The organism is Paraburkholderia suaedae, assembly GCF_040812055.1.
Taxonomy (GTDB): domain Bacteria; phylum Pseudomonadota; class Gammaproteobacteria; order Burkholderiales; family Burkholderiaceae; genus Paraburkholderia.
The window spans coordinates 112,964-129,045 of the sequence record NZ_JBFOAH010000007.1 but is presented as its reverse complement, the minus strand read 5'-3'; the positions used below and the strand labels follow the sequence as shown (position 1 = coordinate 129,045).

Annotated in this window: 16 protein-coding genes; 6 read left to right on the top strand and 10 right to left on the bottom strand. The window is 66.0% G+C overall.

From position 1 onward, the window contains the following. Positions 1-5: 5 nt before the first annotated feature. Genes ABQJ48_RS12745 through ABQJ48_RS12700 form a run of 10 tightly spaced genes read right to left on the bottom strand, consistent with a single transcriptional unit; the run spans position 6 to position 10,459 of the window. Positions 6-668, bottom strand: a complete 663-nt coding sequence (locus tag ABQJ48_RS12745) for a 4-carboxy-4-hydroxy-2-oxoadipate aldolase/oxaloacetate decarboxylase (protein ID WP_367838375.1) — start codon at positions 666-668, stop codon at positions 6-8. Positions 669-670: 2 nt separating this feature from the next. Continuing rightward, complete coding sequence (locus ABQJ48_RS12740; protein WP_367838374.1) at positions 671-1,330, bottom strand: RraA family protein; 660 nt, start codon at positions 1,328-1,330, stop codon at positions 671-673. 26 nt (positions 1,331-1,356) lie between these two features. Then, on the bottom strand, positions 1,357-2,010 hold the full coding sequence (locus ABQJ48_RS12735) for an RraA family protein (protein WP_367838373.1): 654 nt from the start codon (positions 2,008-2,010) through the stop codon (positions 1,357-1,359). Between the two features lie 42 nt (positions 2,011-2,052). Beyond that, positions 2,053-3,051 (bottom strand): DODA-type extradiol aromatic ring-opening family dioxygenase, encoded by a 999-nt coding sequence (locus tag ABQJ48_RS12730; RefSeq protein WP_367838372.1) that lies wholly within the window; start codon positions 3,049-3,051, stop codon positions 2,053-2,055. Between the two features lie 37 nt (positions 3,052-3,088). After that, the gene (locus ABQJ48_RS12725) at positions 3,089-4,318 is read right to left on the bottom strand and encodes a CaiB/BaiF CoA transferase family protein (RefSeq protein WP_367838371.1); all 1,230 of its coding nucleotides are present in this window, start codon (positions 4,316-4,318) and stop codon (positions 3,089-3,091) included. A gap of 10 nt (positions 4,319-4,328) precedes the next feature. Next, complete coding sequence (locus tag ABQJ48_RS12720) at positions 4,329-4,772, bottom strand: Zn-ribbon domain-containing OB-fold protein (RefSeq protein WP_367838485.1); 444 nt, start codon at positions 4,770-4,772, stop codon at positions 4,329-4,331. Positions 4,773-4,774: 2 nt separating this feature from the next. Further along, positions 4,775-5,938: a thiolase domain-containing protein gene (locus ABQJ48_RS12715; RefSeq protein ID WP_367838370.1), complete on the bottom strand. Its 1,164-nt coding sequence runs from the start codon at positions 5,936-5,938 to the stop codon at positions 4,775-4,777. After that, on the bottom strand, positions 5,935-7,080 hold the full coding sequence (locus ABQJ48_RS12710; RefSeq protein WP_367838369.1) for an acyl-CoA dehydrogenase family protein: 1,146 nt from the start codon (positions 7,078-7,080) through the stop codon (positions 5,935-5,937). Before ABQJ48_RS12710 ends, ABQJ48_RS12715 begins: the two co-directional genes overlap by 4 nt. An 18-nt stretch (positions 7,081-7,098) precedes the next feature. Continuing rightward, positions 7,099-8,292, bottom strand: a complete 1,194-nt coding sequence (locus ABQJ48_RS12705; RefSeq protein ID WP_367838368.1) for an acyl-CoA dehydrogenase family protein — start codon at positions 8,290-8,292, stop codon at positions 7,099-7,101. Positions 8,293-8,305: 13 nt separating this feature from the next. Continuing rightward, the gene (locus ABQJ48_RS12700; RefSeq protein WP_367838367.1) at positions 8,306-10,459 is read right to left on the bottom strand and encodes an acetate--CoA ligase family protein; all 2,154 of its coding nucleotides are present in this window, start codon (positions 10,457-10,459) and stop codon (positions 8,306-8,308) included. Positions 10,460-10,766: 307 nt separating this feature from the next. On the opposite strand from ABQJ48_RS12700, the gene ABQJ48_RS12695 reads away from it, so the two are divergent. From ABQJ48_RS12695 to ABQJ48_RS12670, 6 genes are read left to right on the top strand one after another with little or no spacing between them, the layout of a single operon-like run. After that, positions 10,767-11,510, top strand: a complete 744-nt coding sequence (locus tag ABQJ48_RS12695; protein WP_367838366.1) for a GntR family transcriptional regulator — start codon at positions 10,767-10,769, stop codon at positions 11,508-11,510. Between the two features lie 37 nt (positions 11,511-11,547). After that, the gene (locus ABQJ48_RS12690; protein ID WP_367838365.1) at positions 11,548-11,925 is read left to right on the top strand and encodes a RidA family protein; all 378 of its coding nucleotides are present in this window, start codon (positions 11,548-11,550) and stop codon (positions 11,923-11,925) included. A 54-nt stretch (positions 11,926-11,979) separates the two neighbouring features. Further along, on the top strand, positions 11,980-12,984 hold the full coding sequence (locus tag ABQJ48_RS12685; protein ID WP_367838364.1) for an amidohydrolase family protein: 1,005 nt from the start codon (positions 11,980-11,982) through the stop codon (positions 12,982-12,984). A gap of 2 nt (positions 12,985-12,986) precedes the next feature. Further along, on the top strand, positions 12,987-14,225 hold the full coding sequence (locus ABQJ48_RS12680; RefSeq protein WP_367838363.1) for a Rieske 2Fe-2S domain-containing protein: 1,239 nt from the start codon (positions 12,987-12,989) through the stop codon (positions 14,223-14,225). A gap of 15 nt (positions 14,226-14,240) precedes the next feature. After that, the gene (locus ABQJ48_RS12675; RefSeq protein WP_367838362.1) at positions 14,241-15,227 is read left to right on the top strand and encodes a PDR/VanB family oxidoreductase; all 987 of its coding nucleotides are present in this window, start codon (positions 14,241-14,243) and stop codon (positions 15,225-15,227) included. Positions 15,228-15,271: 44 nt separating this feature from the next. Next, positions 15,272-16,075 carry a crotonase/enoyl-CoA hydratase family protein gene (locus tag ABQJ48_RS12670; protein WP_367838361.1) on the top strand — a complete coding sequence of 268 codons (804 nt, stop codon included), beginning with the start codon at positions 15,272-15,274 and terminating at the stop codon, positions 16,073-16,075. Positions 16,076-16,082: the final 7 nt, after the last annotated feature.

The following is a 16,082-nucleotide window of genomic DNA, read 5'->3' as shown; positions in this document are numbered from 1 at the left end:
TCAGCTCAGTGGAAGTTGTAGATTTGCATCGTCGTCTCGCCAGCCTCGATGCGCCTGCAGATCGCTGCCTCATCGGCCTCGCGCATCGCGGCCTTGTGAACCACGTCCGCTGCTTGCGCGCGCGGGATCGCAACCACGCCGTCGCGGTCCCCGACGATCAGGTCGCCCGCATTGACCGTTACATTGCCGATCAGCACCGGCTCGTTGATCCAGCCGATCGCGCCGTAATCCTTGCCCGTCCCGCGAATCGACAGGCCTCGCGAAAACACCGGGAAGCCGATCCGCTCGAGCAGCTCCCCGTCGCGCACCGCAGCGTCGATGACAAGCCCGGCAAGTCCGCGCACCTTGGCCGCGGTCGTCATGATTTCACCCCAGTAGCCGTGCTCGTAGATGCCGTTGGTGTAGACCACCAGCACATCGCCCGGTTGCGCGAGCACAAGCGCGCGATGCAGCCAGAGGTTGTCGCCCCCGGGCGAATGAACGGTAATCGCCGTGCCGCAGATCCTGAAGTCCGGGGCCACCGGCTTGATCGCGGCGGGCAGCGCGCCGATCTTGCCGCCGGCTTCGTGCAGCGTCGCCGCGGGCAACGTGCGCGCGGTGCCGACCACGCTCGCCTCGACGCGTTCGATCGTGGTGCGCACCGTCGTTGCGCAATCGTGTTCTTTCATGTTTATTTCCCCCGCGTCTGCAGCTGGTGGTACTTGAACTGTTGGCGCGCCTCGTCCAGACGCATGCCGCCGCGGCAGGCTTCGCGAATCGCGTCCTCCGCATGCTGGATGGTCTCGGCCGCGTCGAGCACGGCGTCCTCGTGCTCGCGCGGGATCACGATCACACCGTCGGCATCGCCGCGCAGGATGTCGCCAGGCTGAACGCGAGCCTCGCCGAGATTGACCGGAATGTTGGTCGCCTCGACCTGTACGCGATCCTTGCCGGTGCGCATCCAGTGATCGCGGCTGAACACGGGATAGCCGAGCTTCAGGCACAGCGCGACGTCGCGGCACACGCCGTTGATGACCGTGCCGCCCAGGCCGCGGCGGTGTGCGATCTCGGTCAGGATGTCGCCCCAGACGGTCGCGTCTTCGCGTCCCCCGTTGTCGAGCACGACGACCGCGCCGGGCGGCACGTCGTCGATATAGTCGCCGACCGTGCCAGGCGGGTTCGAGGCAGGACCGTACTTGAGTGTCCAGGCGCGGCCCGCGAGCCGGAAGTCAGCACTGCGAGCCTTGATCCTGTAGCACTGCCCGGCGATGCCGAGTTTGTCGAGCGCGTCGGAGAGGGTCGCCGTATCGAGCTGGCTGGCGCGTTCGACGTTGCGGTTGTCGTTCGTCATGATGTGTCCTCGTGGAGGGAATGGGCTCACGTGAGCATGTGTTCGTAGTTGCCACCCATCACCTTCCCGACGGGCGAGCCAGCCAGGATCGCCTTGGCCATTGCGGCTTCCTTCGCGACAATCGTTTCGGCAGTGTCCAGCACGATGCCGATGTCGCCGGCGCGGATGAAGATCACCGCGCTGTTGTCCGCCACCACATAGTCGCCGGCCTCCACCTGCACCTGCCCGATCTGCACCGGTACGTTGGTGCCCTTCTCGACCACGCGGCCGCGCGCCGTGCGCGCGGTGGTCGCGCGGCTGAATACGGGCAGTTGGTAGGCGATGGCTTCGTCGATATCGCGCAGCGCACCATCGGCCACCACGCCCGCGACCTCCCGCACTTTCGCCGCCAGCGAGAGCAGACCGCCCCAGCAGCCGGCTTCGACGCCGCTGCGCTGTTCGATCACGATCACGTTCTCGCCATTGGCCTGTTCGATTGCCGTGCAGCCCAGATGCACGGGCGGTCCGGGCGGCGCTTCGCCGGTGCCGAGTTTGACGGTGATCGCGCGGCCGGCGATTCGCCTGTCGCCCGAGCGCTGCGGCAGTCCGCTCACCACGCCGGGCAGTTTGAGTTTGTCGAGCGCGTCCGAGACGGCACAGCAATCGAGCCGGCGCAGACGCTGTACGTTCTGGTCAGTCATGTTGGTTGTCTTCCGTAGATGTACCTGCCGCATCAACGCGGGTCAGGCAAGCGTGCGCCATGCGGCGAAACACAGTCCCGTGCCGGTCAGCGCGGGGCTGCGATAGCCCGGCGTGTACGAGACCCAGTCGAGGTCGAGCGATTTGACCGCTTCAACCGCGATGATCCAGTTGCGAATCTCCGAGCTGCCCGCCTGTAGTTGCTTCGGATCGAGCGCGGCCAGCCAGGCGCTGTCCTTGCGGCGGATCGCGTCGATGATGCCGGTGTCGAGCTCCTCGTCGACCACGAAGTGCGAGAGGCCGCCCGAGGCGAGCACACCCACGCGCAGGTCTTCGGGGTACGCCTCGATCAGCTCCCGCAACGCGGCGCCCAGCTGCATGCAGCGGCGCGGCGTGGGCTGATTGGGCGGATCGAAGGTGTTCACGATTACCGGAATGACCGGCAAATCGAGGCCTTGCAGATAGCGCCGATGAATGAACGAAAACGCATGGCCTTCGTACTGGCCGCGCTCCAGACCGTCCATTGCCGCCATATCGAAGTCGCGTTCACAGAGTTCGCGAATCATCCAGCGCGCCATGTCCGACCTGACGGGATAGTCGACGTCGGCATCGGGCTCCTGGCGCATGGTGCGCGCGCGTGCGTACCAGCTGTCATTCTCGCCAGTCACACGCCTGGCGTTGCGGATCGTCTCGCCGTAGTAGATCGCGAACGCAGGATTATTCGTTGTCCGGAACAACTCGGTCTGATCGTCGCCGACGACGATCAGCACGTCGAGCCTGGCGGCACGAATGCGCTCGCGCAGTTCGTCCATCGCGGCTTCTGCCCGATCGTAGCGCTCGCCCATCTTTTCCGGCGTGACCATCGCCTCGGCGTCGGCGGGCGCGCGTTCGAGCAGATCGTCATACGTGACGTGATCGCCTGCCTTGTCGAAGTAATGCGGGTTCTTCGGGTCGACTGCGCGAAAGCCATGCTGCCAATCTTCGCGCTGCGAGACCAGCATGATGCTGTGCGATGAACCGAATGCGGCTACCAAACGTGCCATATCGTCTCCTTCCGTTCTCTCGTGAGTCGCGCGACGTTCAAACCACGCACGCGTTGCGCCATGCTTCGATCTGCTCGTCCGAATAGCCGAGCTCGCGCAGGATTGCCTGAGTATGCTCGCCCTGCTCTGGCGCGAGGCGAGGCGCCGCTTCGCGCGGGTAGCGCGACAGCCGGAACGGCTGTCCGACCAGCGCGGCCCCGGTTTTACCCGGCAGATCGACTGGCCAGGTCATGCCGAGATGCCTGACCTGCGGGTCGTCGAACACCTCGTCGATTCCGTAGATCGGACCGCACGGCACACCGGCCTTCAGCAGGATCTCGGTCCACTCCTTCGTCGTGCGCGTTCTGAACACCTCGCCGACCGCCTGGTTGACCGCGTCGCGGTTCGCGACGCGGGCGGGGTCCGAGTCGTAGCCCGCTGCCCGTGCCAGATGCTCGAGGCCGAGCGCGTCGCACAAACGCATCCACATCGTCTGGCCGATCGCGGCGAGGTTGAGGTAGCCGTCCCGAGTCGCGAAAACGCCGGTCGGCACCGTGAGCGGATGCTCGTTGCCCACCTGCTCCGGCACCTTCCCGTCCACGAGCCATTGCGCCGCCTGGAAGTCGAGCATCGCGAGCTGCGCTTCGAGCAGCGATGTCTGTACCCACTGTCCCTCGCCCGACGCTTCCCGTTCGAGCAGCGCGGTGAGGATCGCCATCGCGCAGAAGTGGCCCGCGCATAGGTCCGCAATCGGAATGCCGACGCGCATCGGACCTTCGCCGGGCTTGCCCGTTACACTCATCAGGCCGCCCATTCCCTGCGCGATCGAGTCGAAGCCTGGCCAGTTCGCATACGGACCGTCCTGCCCGAAGCCCGAGATGCTTGCGTACACGAGCCGCGGGTTGATCGTGCGCAACGCGTCCGGACCGATTCCGAGGCGATGCTTCACGTCGGGACGGTAGTTCTCGATGAACACGTCGGCGCGCCGGATCAGCTCGTGAAGAATTTCGCGGCCCGCCGGGTCCTTCATGTTCAGCGTGAGGCTTTCCTTGTTGCGATGCAGGTTCTCGTAATCGGCGCGATTGTGATCGCGTCCGCCGATCATGTCGTCGCCGCCCGGCGCTCCGGGCGGAATCTCGACCTTGATCACGCGCGCGCCCATGTCGGCAAACAGACGCATCGCGGTCGGGCCGGCGCGTACGCGCGTTGCGTCGATGATCGTGAAGCGCGACAACGCGCCTTTACGCAGGACGCCCGCCGTCGCGGCGCCGTTGAATTCGCTCGTCATGTGCTGTGCCTCAGGCGGGAGTGAACATCGGGATCGGATAGCCGCCGTCGCTCGGTTTGAAAACCACCTGGACGCGATGGCCGATTTGCAGCGCGGCAGGTTCGCAATCGACGAGATTGGTGAGCATCGTCACGCCCTCGTCGAGCGTCACATAGGCGAGCGTGTAGCGCGCTTTGTCCTTGCCCATGGTGCTGAACGAGTAAATCGTGCCCTTGCCCGTCGACGTTAGCCATTCCGTATTGGCGCTCAGGCAGTGCGGACAGAGGTCGCGTGGGTAGTAGTGTGTTTCGCCGCAGTCCGTGCAGCGTTTCACGAGCAGGCGGCCTTCGCCGGCCGCTTCCCAGAACGGCAGCGCCTCGGGCAGCACGCGAGGTGCGGCAATGCGGCGGGGACCGGTGAGCTTCGGGGCCTTGTTCGCGGTTTTGTCCGCCGCCGGATGCTGAATCGTCGTCATCGTCATACCCGTTCCAGAATGAGCGTTGCGGCCGTGTGACGGGACGCCAGTGCACCCCCGATGCCGCTCGCAAGCGCCAGGTCGCAGTTGCGCACCTGCACGGCGGGATGCGCTTCGCCACTCAGCTGGCGGACCGCCTCGATCACTTTGGTGACCCCGCCGCGGTTGGCCGGATGGTTGTTGCACAATCCGCCGCCGTCGGTGTTGAACGGCAACTTGCCGACGCCCGAGATGAGCCCGCCGTCCTGCACGAACTTGCCGCCCTCGCCCTTCCTGCAAAAGCCGAGGTCTTCGAGCTGCATGAGCACGGTGATGGTGAAGCTGTCGTAGAGCGACGCATACCTGATGTCGGCCGGCGTCACGCCCGCTTCCGCGAACGCCGCCGCGCCCGACCACTTCGCCGCCGACCAGGTCAGATCGACCTTGCCGCCCGCGGCATGCTTGGGGGCTTCGCCCGCGCCGCGCAGCTTGACGAGCGGACGCTTGAGTTGCCGCGCAATCTCCGGACGCGCGACGATGAGCGCGCCACCGCCGTCGCTCATCACGCAGCAGTCCAGACGATGCAGCGGATCGGCGATGAATGGCGAATTGACGACGTCCTCGACGGTCACGACGTTGCGCAGCATTGCGTTGGGGTTGTGCTGTGCGTGGTGCGACGCCGCGACCTTGATCCACGCGAGCTGCTCGCTCGTGGTGCCGTATTCGTACATGTGGCGCCTCGCCACCATCCCGTACAGGTTCTGCGTGGCGGGGCCGAACGGCAACTCGAACTGGACCTCGGGTGCGTCCGGGTCCGGCGCCCTCAGCGAGAGCGCGGCGCCCGCCGCACGCGGGCGCCCGGCCAGCGTGATCAGCGCGACATTGCAGCGGCCGGCTGCAATCGCCTCGGCCGCGTGCGCGACGTGCAGGATCGGCGCGGACCCGCCGCACTCGGTCGAATCGACGTGGCGCAGCTTCAGGCCCAGGTATTCGGCGACGGTGGTGGTGCCGAGGCCGGGCGCGTCGCCGGCGCAGAAGTAGCCGTCGATGTCGTCCTTGGTGAGGCCCGCGTCCTCGAGTGCGCCCTTTGCGACGTCGGCATGCAGACGTGCCACCGACAGGTCGTCGGCCTTGCGTGTCGGGTGCTCATAGGCACCCACGATGTACGCTTGTCCGTTCAGGCTCATGCGACCTCCTTCAGGAGGCGCTGGGCCGTGAAACGGTTCAGACTCCAGCTGGCATCGCCGTAGGTCATGTTGATCGCAAACATGCGCTTCGCGTAATGGCCCGCGCGGCATTCCTCGGTCATGCCCATCGCGCCGTGCAGCTGAATAGCCCATTCGCCGGCAGTGCGGCATGCGTCGCCAATGAAGGCTTTTGCCGCCGAGACGAAGCGCTCGCGGCGCTGCGGGTCGTTCTCGTCGACGGCCATCGCCGCCGCGCACGCCATCGACTTGCCCTGCTCCAGCGCGATCAGCGTGTCGGCGACGCGGTGCTGCAGCGCCTGAAACTTTGCGAGCGGCGCGCCGAATTGCGTACGTGTCTTCAGATGCTCGGCGGTCAACTCGAGCAGTGCTTCCAGCGCACCGACCGATTCCGCGCACAACGCGGCGTTCGCGCGGTCGAGCGCCGCTTTGATGAGCCCGTAGGCTTCGTTAGCTTCGCCGATCAGGTCTGCGTTGCTCACCGGCACGTTCGCGAACGTGACGTGTGCGGCTTCTCGTGCATCGATCGTCGCAAAGTTCTGCAGCGCGATGCCTGTTGTCTTCGCGTCGACGAGGAACAGGGACAGCCCATCGGTGTCCCCGCGCTCCCCCGAGGTGCGTACGGCCACCACGAATGCGTCCGCGATTGCGGCGTCGAACACGAGCGTCTTGATGCCGTCGATCCGCCAGCCGTCGCCGGTTTCTTTCGCACGCACCGCGAGCCGCGCGACGTCGTAGCGTGCATCGGCTTCGCCGAGCGCAAACGCGAGCACCTTTTCGCCGGTGGCGGCCGCTTCGAGCCATCGGACGCGCTGCTCCTCGCGGCCGGCCGAACCGATCAACGCCGCGGCCGGCAGGCCGCTCGCAAGCCAACCCGCGCCGCCGAGCGCGCGGCCCAGTTGCTGCGCGACCAGCATCGTCTCGACCGCGCCATAGCCGCTGCCGCCGTATTGCGCATCAATGGTGAGCCCGGTCACGCCGAGTTCGGCAAGCCCGCGGCGGCGACGCGCGGCGAGCGCCGCGTCCTCGGCGTTGCCGCGCTGGTGCGCGGGATATTCGCCGTCGCACAAGCGGCGTACCGCATCCTGGAGCGCGACGTGATCTTCGGTGAGAGAAAAGTCCATGTTTTATCGGGTCCAGGTTCAGGCATTGAAGAACGCGCGGCTAATCAGATTGCGCTGCACTTCATTGGTGCCGCCGTAGATCGACAGCTTGCGCGCGTCGAAGTAATTGGCCGCTACGGCAACAAGATCGTCGGGGGCCGGCGGCTCATGGCCGGCCTGGTCGAGCAACGCCGCCTCGTCGAATGGCACGCTGTGCGGCCCGGCGACTTCCGTTAGCAGTGCGTAGATTGCCTGACGCAGTTCGGTGCCGCGCACCTTGAGCATCGATGCCTCGACCGCCGGTACGCGGCTCTGCTGGTTCGCGCTCAGCATGCGCAGACCCGTAAATTCCAGCGCCATCAGTTCGATCTCGAAGCGGCTCACGCGTGCCTCGAACAACGGATCGCCCGCGAGGCCCTGCTGCTTGCCGAGCGTCTTCACGCGTGCGAGTTGCTGCTTGCACGAGCCGATTCCGGCGATGCCGGTGCGCTCGTGACCGAGCAGGTACTTACCGTAGGACCAGCCCTTGTTGAGCTCGCCGACGAGGTTCTCGACAGGCACACGCACGTTGTCGAGATAGACTTCGTTGAGGTCGGTGCCGCCTTCGAGCATGCGGATCGGGCGCAATTCGACGCCCGGCGACTTCATGTCGATGAGCAGGAACGAAATGCCTTCCTGGGGCTTTGCATCCGGATCGGTGCGCACCAGCGCGAACATCATCTCGCACCAGTGCGCATATGAAGTCCACACCTTGTGGCCGTTGACCACAAAATGCTCGCCCTGGTCGTCCCGGCTCAGCACCGCGGTCGTGCGCACGTTCGCAAGGTCCGAGCCCGCACCGGGCTCCGAGAAACCCTGCGCCCACCACGTTTCGCTGCGGCGGATCGCGGGCAGGTAACGTTCCTTCTGCTCGGGCGTGCCGAACGCGTGAAGCACGGGACCCAGCATGTTGATGCCGCTGGCGATAATGCGCGGCGCGCCGCCCACCAGCGTTTCCTCGTCGAAGATGTAGCGTTGCAGCGGGGTCCAACCCGGTCCGCCGGCCTCCTTCGGCCACGATGGCGTGATCCAGCCACGCTCGTAAAGCCGCGTGAACCACTCCACATAGTCGGCACGCTCCAGACGCAGGCCGAGTTCGGCCTTGCGCTTGAGTTCGGGCGACAGCTTCTGCCTGACGAACTCGCGCACCTCGGCGCGAAATGCGTCGTCCTCTGCTGAGAATTCCAGTCTCATTGATTCGTTATCCTTACCGTTGGTTTGCGCTGCCGCGCGAGTCACAGACGACCAGCGCGTCGAGCGCCAGTACGCGGTCCGGATACGCCACGAGCGGATTGACGTCGATCTCGGTGATCTGCGGATGGGCGCGCATCTGTGCGCCGATCGCGGCCACGGCCTTTGCGATTGCAGCGACGTCCACGCCGGGCGCGCCGCGCACGCCGTCGAGCACGGCAGCGGCCTTGAGGCGGCGCAGTTCCACCACGATGTCGGCCTCGGTCATGTCGGCCGGAATCAGGCGCACATCCTCGAGCACCTCGATCCAGATCCCGCCTAGCCCGACCAGCACGACCGGCCCCCACTCCGCGTCACGCCGCGCGCCAACCACGAGTTCAAGGCCGCGCGGCCCCATCGCCTCGACCAGCGCGCCGTCGAGTACCAGCTCGGGACGATGCGAGGCTACGCTCGCGTGCAGTTTGTCCCAGCCCGCGCGCAGCGCGCTCGCGTCTGCAAGGCCGACCAGCACGCCACCCACGTCGCTCTTGTGCGGCAGCTCGCTCGCCTGGGCCTTCAATACGACCGGGTAGCCGATATCGCCGGCAATCCTCAATGCGTCGTCGACCGACTTCGCAAGACGCCCTGGCGGGACCGGCAGGCCGAGCGCAGCGAGCCATTGTTTGCCCTGGTACTCAGCGAAGATGCCGTTCACCGGCACGGGACCCGGCAGCGGTACCGCGACCGGCAGAGCCGTTTGCGCGCGCTTGGCCCGCTGTAGCGATTCGCCGTAGGCAGCCACCCGTGCACAGGCGCGCAGCGCCCGGTCTGACGAGCGGAAGAACGGTACGCCGCTCGCGGCGATGGCCTCGACGAAAAATGGCTCGAGCACGTTGTTATCGCCCAGCACGGCCAGCACGGCGGGCTTCGTGGCGCGCGCGAGCGCCGGCACGAGGTGATCGGCCTTGTCGCGCTGCGCGATCGGCGGGCCGCCCATGATCGCGAGTACGAGGCTGCCGACGTTCGGATCGGCAAGTACCGTGTCGATGAGCTCACCAATGAGGCCGGGGTTGCGCACACCGATCGTCGTGTAGTCCAGCGGATTGTCGGCCACCGCAAAGTCCGGCAGCAAGGCCGTCAGCTTTTCGATGGTCGGCCCGCTCAGGGGCGGCAACGTGAGGCCGATGTCGTCAGCGAAGTCGAGCACGATATTCTTCACGGCGCCCGACGCGGTCATCACGGCCGTACCCGCCGCGGGCGGCACCGGGAAACGCGCGACGATCGTCGTGGTGTCGAACAGCTCGTCCAGCGTGTCCACCATGACCACGCCTTCCCGTGCGAGCAGCACACGCGTGCTCGCGTGGTCGCCGGCCAGGGCGCCGGTGTGCGACTGAGCCGCTTCGCGTGCTCGCGCGCTCTTGCCCGGCATCAGCATCACGATCGGCTTGCCGGCCGCGCGGGCTTGGCGCGCCAGCTCTATAAACGTTTGCGGACGGCGGATCTGTTCGGCGTAGATCGCGACCGCGCTCGTTTGCGCGTCGCCAATGAACCAGGCCAGGTAGTCCTCGATGCCAAGAACAGCTTCATTGCCTGTGGAGACGGCCGCCGTGATCGGCTGCCCGCGGCCCATGAACGCGTCGCGCAGATTCGCCGCCATCGCGCCGCTTTGCGCGACGACGCCGACGCCCTTGCGACCAGCGCACGGATAGGGCGTCACTGCCTCGAAAGTGACCGGCACGCCCGCTTCGAAGTTGGTGAAGCCCATGCAGTTCGGGCCGATCAAAGCCATGCCTGTGGCATTCGCGGCTTCAGTCAGGACCTCCTGCCGGGCGCGCCCTTCCTCGCCCGCTTCGGCGTAACCCGACGCGAAGATCACCGTCGCGCCGGTCTTGCGCGCACCGAGCGTGCGGACGGCGTGCAGCACGCCCGCTTCCGGAATCGCGAGCACGGCCAGATCGATGCCCTCGGGCAAAGCGTCGACGGTGTTGACGCAGGGGCGGCCGTTGATTTCCTGGCTGCTGCGCGAAACGAGATGGATTTCGCCCGCATAGCCGAACCGTTCCAGGTTCTGCAACACGAAATTGCCGAACGCTCGCGGATCGGCCGAAGCGCCGACGATCGCGATGGATGCCGGTTTCAGCACGCGCTCGACGGACCGCACGCCGGTGGCGTCGGAGAGTGACTTACTCATCAGGTCATGCCTCTTGTTGATTGAGACCCTGGCTTCCTGCTCAGGGATCGTGTCGGATGGATGCATTCTGGCATACCACAACAGCCATTTCAATACACCAGAGACACTTTCATTGCGTCAGGGTTTTCCCTCCCCAAGCGCCAGGCAATGACGTTTATCACGCGCAACGCCCTGATTTTATACAAAATTTCCGAGCGCTCGACACACGTCCGCAGGAGTTGTTCGAGGCATAAAAATAACCTGTTCTTGAATACCACCACAGTTTTTTGGTATATTCAAACGCATCCGAACTGCACGCACCCCTGCCATGAAACCTGTTGTCGACTTCTCCGCTGAGCGCGAAGGCGGGGTGCCCACTACACCGGAAGGGCTCCCGCGCCTGCGGGCCAGCCTTGCGAACGAGATTCGCGCGACGCTGCAGGCCGAAATCGAGGCGGGTGGCCTCGTCCCCGGTGCCACCATTGACGAGCGGGCGCTCGCCGCGCGCTTCAATGTCTCGCGCACCCCCGTACGAGAGGCGCTTCAGCATCTCGCGGCGCGCGATCTGGTGGCCATCTCGCCGCGCCAGGGCATTACCGTCGCGCGGCTGTCGATCGCCAAGGTTCGCTCGATGCTGGAATACATCGGGGAGCTGGAGGCGCTGTGCGCGCGCTTTTGCGCGCGGCGTGCGGGCGAAGCGGAACACGAAGCGCTCGACCGCGCACTGCTGGCTTGCCAGCAAGCGGCCGTCGAAAGCGACGCGCTCGAGTACGCACGCGCCAATGCGCTGTTCCACGACACCATCTACGACGGCAGCCGCAATGAGTGTCTCGCCGAGCAGATCCGCGCCGCGCGCCGCCAGTCCGCGCGCTATCGCGTGGCCGACCTGCGCCACCGCACCCAGATCAGCCGTTCGCTGCAGGAGCACTTCGAGATCGCCCGCGCCATCCAGGCGGGTGACGAAGCGAAAGCCGCCGAGGTCATGCGACGTCACGTGCCGGCAGGCACGACTGGCTTCTCGGAGTTCCTCGCCGCCGTACCCCGCCACTTTTTCGAAGTCGGCGCGGACTGAAAACCGAGCCGCCCTCAACGAGCCCTACGGAGAAATCATGCCCCGCTCCATCAATGTCCCCGGTCTCGCGCACAACGCGCCGATCCCGGTCGGCGCGCGCGTCGCCAACGTCCTGTGTTCATCGGCGATCGCCGGCAAGCATCCAGCGACCGGCCGGCTCGCGTCGGATCCCATCGACCAGGCCCGGCTCGCCTTCGACAACCTCAAGCTCTTTCTCGAAGCAGGCGGCGCGACGCTCGCGGACGTGGTGAAGCTCACGGTGTACGTGAAAGACGATTCGGTCCGCGAGCACATCAACGCGCACTGGCTCGCGTGTTGGCCTGACCCGGCCCAGCGGCCGGCACGTCATATCGTCGTGCACGACCTGCAGCACGGCATGGCGCTGCAGCTGGAAACCCTCGCGGTCGTCGCCTAGGCGCCGGCAGATCCCTTCAACGCAACGCATTCCTTCATTCACAAAGGCCCCAACGTGATCATCGATTCCCACGCCCACGTCGTCATGCCGCCCGAAAGTTTCCGCTACATGGCGGAGCTGATCGGCGGACGTGCCAATCCGTCGACCCAACCCAATGTGTCGGATGCCTCGCTGCGCAAGGTCGCCGAGGAACTCGTACGCAGCATGGACTCGGTCGGCACCGACGTGCAGTTCATCTCGCCTCGCCCCTATCTTCAGATGCATTCGGTCAAGCCCGCCCGCGTGACCGAACTCTGGTCGCGCCACTGCAACGACCTGATCGCCCGCTACGTCGGCATGTTTCCGGACCGCTTCCGCGGCGTCGCGGGCCTGCCGCAGTTCATGAACGAGTCGCCGGCCGTACGCGCCGTGGCCGAACTCGAGCGCTGCGTGAACGAACTCGGTTTCGTGGGCTGTCTGTTGAATCCGGACCCGACCGAGTCGGAAGGCCCGACGCCGCCGGGACTCGGCGATCCGTTCTGGCATCCGCTGTACGAAGCGATGACCGCGCTCGACGTGCCCGCACTGATCCACTCCGCCGGCAGCTGCAGCCCGCGCGAGTCGTACACGCTCAAGTTCATCAACGAAGAGAACATTGCGGTCATCTCGCTGCTCGAGTCGGACGTGTTCCAGAAGTTTCCGAAGCTCAAGATCGTGGTCGGTCACGGCGGCGGCGCCATTCCCTACCAGATGGGACGTTTTCGTTCGTGGGCGGTGCGGCGCAATCATCCGGAAAGCTTCGACCAGCAGCTCAGGAAGCTCTACTTCGACACCTGCAATTACTCGAAGGACTCGATCGAACTGCTGCTCAAAGTGGCGGGCACCGACAACGTGCTGTTCGGCACCGAAAAGCCCGGCACGGGCAGCGCGCGCGACCCCGTCTCCGGACGCGACTACGACGACATGAAGCCGGTGATCGAAAGCATCGAATGGCTCACCGACGAGCAGCGCAAAAACGTGTTCGAGTGCAACTGTGCGCGCGTCTATCCGCGCGCCTTCCGAAACTATCAGGAGGCCTGATCATGTCCATGAGCGCCGAAGAAAACGAACTGCTCACACGCGTCGAAAACGGCGCGCCGATGGGTGAAATGATCCGCCAGCATTACTGGATGCCGGCGGTGCCCTCGGCCACGCTCGTGGCTGACGGCGCTCCCGTACTGGTGCGCCTGCTCGGCACGAACTACGTGGCGTTTCGCACTACCGACGGTCGCGCCGGCCTGATCGACGAGCTCTGCCCGCACCGCAGGACGTCCATGATGATGGCGCGTAACGAGGACAACGGCCTGCGCTGCATCTTCCATGGCTGGAAGACGGACGTCGCAGGCAAGGTCGTCGAGGCGCCCAACCAGGTCGGCGATCAGGCCCAGTTCTGCAAGCGCGTGAAGACCGGCCAGTACCGCGTCGAGGAACGCGGCGGCATCGTTTGGGTCTGGCTCGGCAAGGGCGACACGCCGCCGCGCTTTCCCGACCTGCCGTTCACGCACCTGCCCGCCGACCAACGCTCGGTCACGAGCGCCGAAGTGCCGACCAACTGGGTGCAAGGCGTGGAAGCCTCGATGGATTCGTCACACGTCGGCGTGCTGCACGAATCGACCACGCAGATCACGGCCGGTGGCGGCAATGAGCGCCTGCACATGACCCAGGCGCTTGCGCCGCGCCTGGAATTCGAGGAGCGCCCGTACGGCTATCGCTATGCCGCGCTGCGCGAGCTCCCCGACGACAAGGTCTACGCCCGCGTGAACAACTTCGTGATGCCGTGGTACGGCATCATCTGCGCGCCGGACGCGACTGGCCCGAGCACGGTGTTCTTTTCGACACCGGTCGACGACGTCACGCACCGGGCGTGGTTCGTGCACTTCAATCCGACCCGCAAGCTCGGTATGACCGTCATGTCGGCCACGCCGGATGTGTGGAATTTCCCGCCGTTGCCGCCCGGCACACGCAAGAACAGCTTCGGACAGAACCGCGATCTGATGAAGCGCGGTCACGCGACAGGCTTCCACCAGCATCTCGGCACCGAAGACTTCGCGATGTTCCTCGGTCAGGGACCGATCGCGGACCGCACCAACGAGCAACTCTGTTCCGCCGACGGCGCCGTGCTGCGCGTGCGCACGCTGCTGCTGAGATCCGCGCGCGAGTTCATGGCGGGCCACACGCCAACGCTCGCCGACAGTCCCGAGCTCGATTACTCGCGCGCCATCTCGGTCGGCGGTGTGTTGCCGGCGGGCGCCGACTGGCGCGTTCTCACCGAAACCGCTTGATACGGAATGACTTCGATGCTTGCCCCTTCGCTGCTTACTCTGCGCGTCGCCGCGGTCGACACGCTTACCCCGCTGATCAGGCTGTTCACGCTAGAAGCGGCGGACGGTGGGCTGCTGCCCGGTTACGAGCCGGGCGCGCACATCCAGGTCGAAATTCCGTCTGGCGCAACTGGCGCGCCGCAATGGCGCTCCTATTCGCTAGTCAACCTGGAGCCGTCTGTCGATCCGCGCGCCGGCGTACCGGCGTACCGCCTCGGCATTCGGCGCGAGGACGACGGCCGCGGCGGCTCGCGTCACATGCACGCACTCGAAGTCGGCCAGACGCTCAACGTGCGCGCTCCGGCCAACCACTTCCCGCTCTGCGCACCGGCACGCGTGCTGCTCATCGCGGGCGGCATCGGCATCACGCCGATCGCCTCGATGGCCGCCGAACTCGCGGCGCAGCAACGCGACTTCGAATTGCATTTCAGCGGCCGCACGCGTGACTCGCTGCCGTTCGTCGACGAACTGCGGGAGCTTGCGGGCCAACGCCTCGTGCTGTGGGCGGACGACGACCCCAACGCGCGCCTGTCGGTAGAGGCGCTGCTCGATCACGCGCAGGTGAATCAGCCCATCTACGTGTGCGGCCCGGCGGGCCTGATCGACGCGGTGCTTGGCGCCGCTCGCAAGCGCGGCTGGCACCCGTGCGATTTGCACTACGAACTGTTCACCGAGGCCGCACCGCAGGATGGCGACGCAGCCTTCGAGGTCGAACTCATGCAGTCGGGCAAACGGCTCACCGTACCGGCCGACCGGTCGCTGCTCGACACGCTGATCGAAAACGGCGCCGATGTCATGTACGACTGCCGCGCGGGCTACTGCGGATTGTGCTCGACGCGCGTCTGCAGCGGCGAGATCGAGCACCGCGACACCTATCTGTCCGACGCGGACAAGAAGAGCGGCAAGGTCATGCAGGTCTGTGTGTCGCGCTGCACCAGCGGGCGCCTCGTACTCGACCTGTAACGCGCTGCGTCGGCGACCTGCACATCCAACCAACGGAACCCTCAATGAGCCAAACCTTCGTTACTTACGAACTCGACGGCGCGGTCGCGCTGATCGGCCTGAACCGGCCCGACAAGCGCAACGCCATCCACGAGGACGTGATCGCGCAACTGCGCGACGCTGTCGTGCGCGCCGGCGAAGAAGCCGATGTCGGCGTGCTGTTCGGGCACGGCGGCAATTTCAGCGCGGGTCTCGACCTGCGCGAGGCGCTTTCGCGCGCCACCGCCCAAAGCGCGCCACCGCGCAAGCGTCGCCGCCACTCCTGGCACGAAGTGTTCGATATCATCGCACGCGGTCCGATTCCGTTTGTCGCGGCGCTGCACGGCGCCGTGGTCGGCGGCGGACTTGAACTGGCGACCGCTGCCCACGTACGCGTGGGCGACGCAACGGCGTTTTTCGGCCTGCCCGAAGGCCAGCGCGGGATCTTCGTGGGCGGTGGCGGCACCGTGCGAATCCAGCGCGTGATCGGCTACAGCATGATGGCCGACCTGATGCTCACCGGGCGCCTGCTGTCAGCCGAGGAAGGTCTGCGTGAGCATGTGATTACCTACCTGACTCCCGCCGGCGAGGCGCTCGCGAAGGCGAAACAGCTCGCGGCGAAAATCGCGCAGAACGCGCCCGACACGAACTGGCGCATCACCAACCTGCTGCCCCGCGTGAACGACCTCTCGCACGACGATGGTCTGTTTCTCGAGTACATGAGCTCGAACATGGCGCGCTCGCCTGAGACCGCGAGGCGCCTGCAGGAATTCGTGGACGGCAAGGCGAAGCCGCTCGAGCGTCCCGACCAGCCTAAGACCCCCGCTTGAGGTGCCA